The sequence below is a fragment of the Streptomyces sp. NPDC051636 genome (genome assembly GCF_044453765.1).
Taxonomy (GTDB): domain Bacteria; phylum Actinomycetota; class Actinomycetes; order Streptomycetales; family Streptomycetaceae; genus Streptomyces.
The window spans coordinates 1-4,794 of sequence record NZ_JBITDA010000077.1 but is presented as its reverse complement, the minus strand read 5'-3'; the positions used below and the strand labels follow the sequence as shown (position 1 = coordinate 4,794).

Here is a 4,794-nt window from a genome sequence, read left to right as displayed (position 1 = left end):
GGGGCCGTTTCCGCGCGGTCCCGGGCCCGCCTCCAGGACGGGAGTCGCGTATTCGCATCCGATGCAATTGGCGTCGGTTGGAACATCGGTACAGCCGTTGGCGCTCAGAAGGATCATGGTCCGATCAGTGCGAGTGCGCTGACGCGGTTCTCGTACTCGCGGCGGGCCTTGCGCTGTGCCGGGATCGCCGGGGCGCCGTCGAGGGCTGGCAGCGGGCGAGGAGCTGACGGTGGACGGCCGGGGTGGTGCTGACGCGCAGGGTGTAGCCCTGGCCGCGCCGTACGGTGACGCCTTGGTCGAGCGCGGCTCGTTCGGCGGGCTCCAGATCGGCGGCGCGGAGGAAGGCGGCGACCTTGCCCGGCATGTCGAGGGTGACCGGCAGCTCCGGGGCCGGGACGCCCTCCTGGCCGTCGGTGGTGTGCTCGGGTAGAAGCTCGGCGATGGCGGTACGGATGGCACCGCGGCTGACGTTGTGGTCGCGCGCGAGGGCGGCGATGGAGCGGCCTTCCAAGTACGCGGCGCGCACGTCGTCGGTCTTGTCGGCCGGGACGGCCGGGCGGCGGCCTCCCTTGCTGCCCTTGGCCTCGGCGGCCCGCAGTCCGTCGTACGTCAGCTCCCGCTGGAGGTCACGCTGGAGTTCGCCGGCGGCGGCGAGGGTCTGCACCATGAATTTCACCGTGGACAGCAGCTCGCCGGTGCGGGGGTGGCGGGCGGTGAGATCCTGGTCCCGCTACAACAGATGGCGGGCGAAGAAGGTCCCCACCCGGCGCCGTACCTCAGCGAGTGTCACAACCGGGTCGCCGGTGCCGATGAGCGCGGCCCGCGCTGCCGCTGTCACAAGACCGGCGGTCTGGAGCCGCGCGACGAGCGAGCCGTAGTCGGTAAACGCCCAGTGGTTCGCGCCGGCAAGCAGCACGCGGCGGCCGGGAAGGCTCGCCCAGGAGGACTCGATACGGGCGGCGCCCTCGAATCCGTCGGTGCGGAACAGCAGCAGCGGCCAGTCGACTTCGACCGGCGTCGGGTACAGGTCGAGATAGCCCTCCAGGTTCGCCACCGCGCCGACCCGGCGGTCGTGACGGGCTGCGTACACCGCCGCCGTGCCGCCTGCGGAGTGCCCGTACAACCCGATCCGGCAGAGGTCCATGACCGGTGCGAGCGGCAGATCGCTGAGCCGGTCCAGGACCAGCCGGAGGTCCGCGATCCGGGTGTCCACCATCGTGCGGAAGGTCGCCGGGTCCGGCGGTCCGATCAGGACGGTCGTTCGCATCCCGGTCGGCAGTTCCACCTGAGAAGCATCACCGGGGTGGTCGACGAGGACGACCACTCGGCCGTGGCTCGCCAGGTCCTCGGCGAGGGTCGTGCCGAGCGTGCGGGAGTCACCGCCGCCGGGTGAGTACACCAGTACCGGCCGCCGCCCGGGCAGCGGCGGCGCGCCCACGTACCCGTGGGTGAGGACCGCGCCCCAGTCCACCGCTCCCGGCTCCGGCAGTCCCGGATGAACGTGCGGCGCGTACTCGGCGAACACCCCGGCCTCGTCCGGGGTGAGCTGCGGGGCCCGGGAGAAGCCGCGTACCGATCGGGCCGGGTACAGGACGGTCAGCATCAACTCCCGCACGCCCCCCACCCACGGGTCGGTACGGGCCGGGTCCGTCAGATGGACCGTCTGCATGCCTACGGGGTACGGGCCGGCGGGCGCGGGCAGCCGGAGGAACGGGCCGCCACCGGAGGCGGACGCAGCGGTGGGCAGCAGGGCGGCGGCACTCCCGAATAGGGTGCCTTTCAGAAGAGTGCGTCGAGAAGTCATACGAACATCCTTGGGGCGGGGGCCGTCACGGTGCGAAGGTTCAGGCCCTGGCCGAAAGGCTGGCCCGGACGAGGAGTTGTGAGGGTGCTGCGAATCCAATTCACCGCGCAGGACTTCGCCCGGATCCGCTTCGCACCCCGCCCGGCGCCGCTCCAGGAGCTGCACGCCGCCCTGACGACAGCCGTGACCCAGCATGGCGGGCCGCTGTTCGCGCCGTGGCGCGGCCGTGTCCTGCGCTCCCTCCCGGCCGCAACTGACCCGCTCGCCGACCTGGTTCCGGCGGGCCGCCCGCCCTCCTTCCTCGACGTCCTCGGCGACACCATGGCCGACGGCTTCGAACAGATCCGCGCCACCAGCCCCGGTCTCGTCCGCTCCGAGCTGGAGCGGGTCTACGGAGCGGTGCCCGCCCCTCGCTGGATCCGCGGCCTGCACGCGGGCGACGAGAGGGCCTGGCGCACCCTGCACCGCGCCCAGCAGGCCGCGTACGAGACGATCCTCGCCCCGGTCTGGTCCGTCGTACAGGATCTGCACCGTGAGGAGTTCACCCGCTACGCCCTGACGGTCGCCGAGCACGGCGTGGCCGCCACGCTGACCGGCCTGGCCCCGGGCAGCCGACTCCACGAGGGTGTGTGGGAATGGCCCGGCGCAGCGCCGGACCGCGACGTCTGCCTCGACGGGCGCGGCCTGGTTCTGCTGCCCACCTTCCACCACCCGGCGGGCCCACTTCTTCAGGACACCCCGGGCCGTCCCGCAGTCCTGACGTACCCAGCCGGTCCCGGGCTCCCGCCCACTGCGGGGCGCCCGGTCGTCCCCGCCGAGACCCTGGCCGCCGTCCTGGGCCGGACCCGGCTGGACGCCCTGCGCCTCCTCGCCGAGCCTCACACCACGACATCCCTGGCCCGCGCCCTCCACGTCAGCAACGCGACGGCCTCGTCCCACGCGGCGGCGCTCAGATCGGCAGGCATGGCGACGACGACCCGCACAGGCCGCTCAGTCACCCACCAGCGCACGGCCCTCGGCACGCTAGTTGCGGGCGCCTGACCGCCGTAGTTCCCCACAAGACGGCCCGCAAGCTCATCACCGCCCTGTTCGGCCACCCTTTGTCCTGCCCGCTCCCGTCGTCGTCCTCGTCCAGCTCGGGCGCGTCCGGATCGCGCAGCGGGAGCAGGGCGCCGGCGGCCGGGACGCTGGCGGTGAAGCTGTAGCGGCCGAGCAGGTTCAGGTTGCGGTGCTTGAGCGGGGAGAGTCGGGCGATGTCCTCCTCGCGGATCTCGTGGCCCTCGGTCTGGAGATGGGTAACCGCGGCGTCGATGTACGGCGTGGTCCAGAGCACGATGGCGTTGAGGACCAGGCCGAGCGCGCCGAGCTGGTCCTCCATCCCGTCGCGGTACGCCTGGTGGATGGTGCCGCGCTTGCCGTGGCACACGTCCCGGGCCAGCTTGTGGCGGGATTCCTGCACGGTGAGCTGCCGGTTCATCTGTCGCCGGTAGGTGCCGTCGACCGGGTCGACCACGCGCAGCAGGTGCTCGGTCTTGGCGATCCGCCCGTACTCCGCGAACGCCGCACCCAGCGGAGTCGGGCGCCCCTCGCGTCCGAACATGCGCAGCAGGTCGTAGGCGCGGACCTGGTTGGTGACCAGGGAACCGGCGACCTTCAGCATGTCCGGCCAGTGCGTGATCACCTTGTTCAGGTTCACGCGGTTGCGCGCCAGGTCCTCCACCGCGCCGTACGTGCCCGTCTCGACGCCGGGCATCGTGGCCCGCCAGAACCTCTGGTCGTCCAGGTCGCGGAACCGCGGGCTGAAGTTGTAGCCGAGGATCTTGAACAGGCCGAACGCCATGTCGGAGTAGGAGGCGTTGTCGGTCGCCACTATCTCCGGCTTGACCCCGCCGTCCAGGTTCAGCAGCGCGTCCAGGATGTGCAGGGAGTCGCGCGGGGTGCCCGGGACGACCATCTGCCCGATGCCCGCGACCTGGTCGTTCACTGCGTTGAGCCAGGTGATGCCCCGCTTGAACCCGAAGTACTTCGGCGACGGCGCCGCGCTGACCGTACGGACGGGAACGACGAACCGCAGCCCGTCCACCGAGGCGAGCAGGCCCTCGCCCCAGAACTTCACGATGGGCACCTCGGCCTGGGCGGCGATCAGCTGCGCGTTCGCCGCGGCGATGGTGTCGGCGCGCAGGTAGTACTGGTCGACGTGCACGCCTCCGACACCAGCAGCGCGACCACCGAGGTGGACAGGTCCTTCATCCGGGTGGTGCCGTCCCCAAGGTGTACGAAGGCGTCGAGAAAGCCGGTCCAGGCGTGGACCTCGAACAGCAGGTCCGGCAGTCGATCTTCGGGAGCATCCGCTCGACCCGCCCCCGCAGCCAGGCCAGGGACTTCGGCTCGCCGAGCGCGCCGAGCTTGTCGACGTTCAGCTTCACCCGCCCGTCGTCCTGCACCTCGATGAAGACCTTCGCCGCCGGCCCCGCCTCCTCCAGTCGTTCGGCGAGCTGCTTCCACCCGGCGTCCAGGCCCGCACCAGCTCCTCCACGAGCGAGAAGCCGAGCTGGTGGTGCGTCGAGCGCCGGAGCGCGATCAGATCCCGGTCCACATCGTCCAGGAAGAAGAACCGCTCCAGCTCAGGGCGGGTCGGCTCCTCGGTGAACTTTCCGTACGCCTCGGCCTGCTCATCAGTCAGAAACTCCACCGGCACAGCCGGACCGTAGCCAGTACCAACACCCGCCCAACGATCTTTCCGTGAACCCCGGCGGAGCCCCCAGCCGGTGTGCTAGCCGACCATGATCGTTCTCAGCGCCAACGGCTGTACCGATGTTCCCCGAGGCCGTATGAGGCGACCGTGCTGGTCGCAGCTATCAACGAGTGGCTGTGACCAGCACTTTTCGAAACGCACCCTAGTAGGGCTTGGTCAGTTTCACTCGTGAGTGGCATGTCTGTTGGGCTGTGGGTGTCGTTGTGGTGGTGTGACACCTGGGGAGATGGCCGAG

At 70.8% G+C, this 4,794-nt stretch carries 4 protein-coding genes and 1 pseudogene; 1 reads left to right on the top strand and 4 read right to left on the bottom strand.

Annotated elements, in window-relative coordinates; all coding sequences use genetic code 11:
• Window positions 1-124: 124 nt before the first annotated feature.
• Window positions 125-667, bottom strand: coding sequence for a resolvase (locus ACIBBH_RS42355; protein ID WP_399414308.1), 543 nt, complete (start codon window positions 665-667; stop codon window positions 125-127).
• Between the two features lie 63 nt (window positions 668-730).
• Window positions 731-1,804, bottom strand: coding sequence for an alpha/beta hydrolase family protein (locus ACIBBH_RS42350; RefSeq protein WP_399414306.1), 1,074 nt, complete (start codon window positions 1,802-1,804; stop codon window positions 731-733).
• Window positions 1,805-1,888: 84 nt separating this feature from the next.
• On the opposite strand from ACIBBH_RS42350, the gene ACIBBH_RS42345 reads away from it, so the two are divergent.
• Window positions 1,889-2,845 carry an ArsR/SmtB family transcription factor gene (locus ACIBBH_RS42345; RefSeq protein ID WP_399414304.1) on the top strand — a complete coding sequence of 319 codons (957 nt, stop codon included), beginning with the start codon at window positions 1,889-1,891 and terminating at the stop codon, window positions 2,843-2,845.
• 88 nt (window positions 2,846-2,933) lie between these two features.
• Here the strand turns inward: ACIBBH_RS42345 and ACIBBH_RS42340 are convergent.
• Both ACIBBH_RS42340 and ACIBBH_RS42335 read right to left on the bottom strand, forming a co-directional pair.
• Window positions 2,934-4,320: pseudogene (locus tag ACIBBH_RS42340) on the bottom strand (transposase); the annotation flags it as partial.
• The gene (locus ACIBBH_RS42335) at window positions 4,227-4,496 is read right to left on the bottom strand and encodes a DUF4158 domain-containing protein (RefSeq protein WP_399414302.1); all 270 of its coding nucleotides are present in this window, start codon (window positions 4,494-4,496) and stop codon (window positions 4,227-4,229) included. The gene ACIBBH_RS42335 and the pseudogene ACIBBH_RS42340, both read right to left, overlap by 94 nt.
• Window positions 4,497-4,794 lie beyond the last annotated feature (298 nt).

Excerpts from the sequence above, each read along its gene's own strand:
- ACIBBH_RS42355 (WP_399414308.1), bottom strand. The coding sequence starts at position 667 with ATGGTGCAGACCCTCGCCGCCGCCGGCGAACTCCAGCGTGACCTCCAG.
- ACIBBH_RS42350 (WP_399414306.1), bottom strand. The coding sequence starts at position 1,804 with ATGACTTCTCGACGCACTCTTCTGAAAGGCACCCTATTCGGGAGTGCC.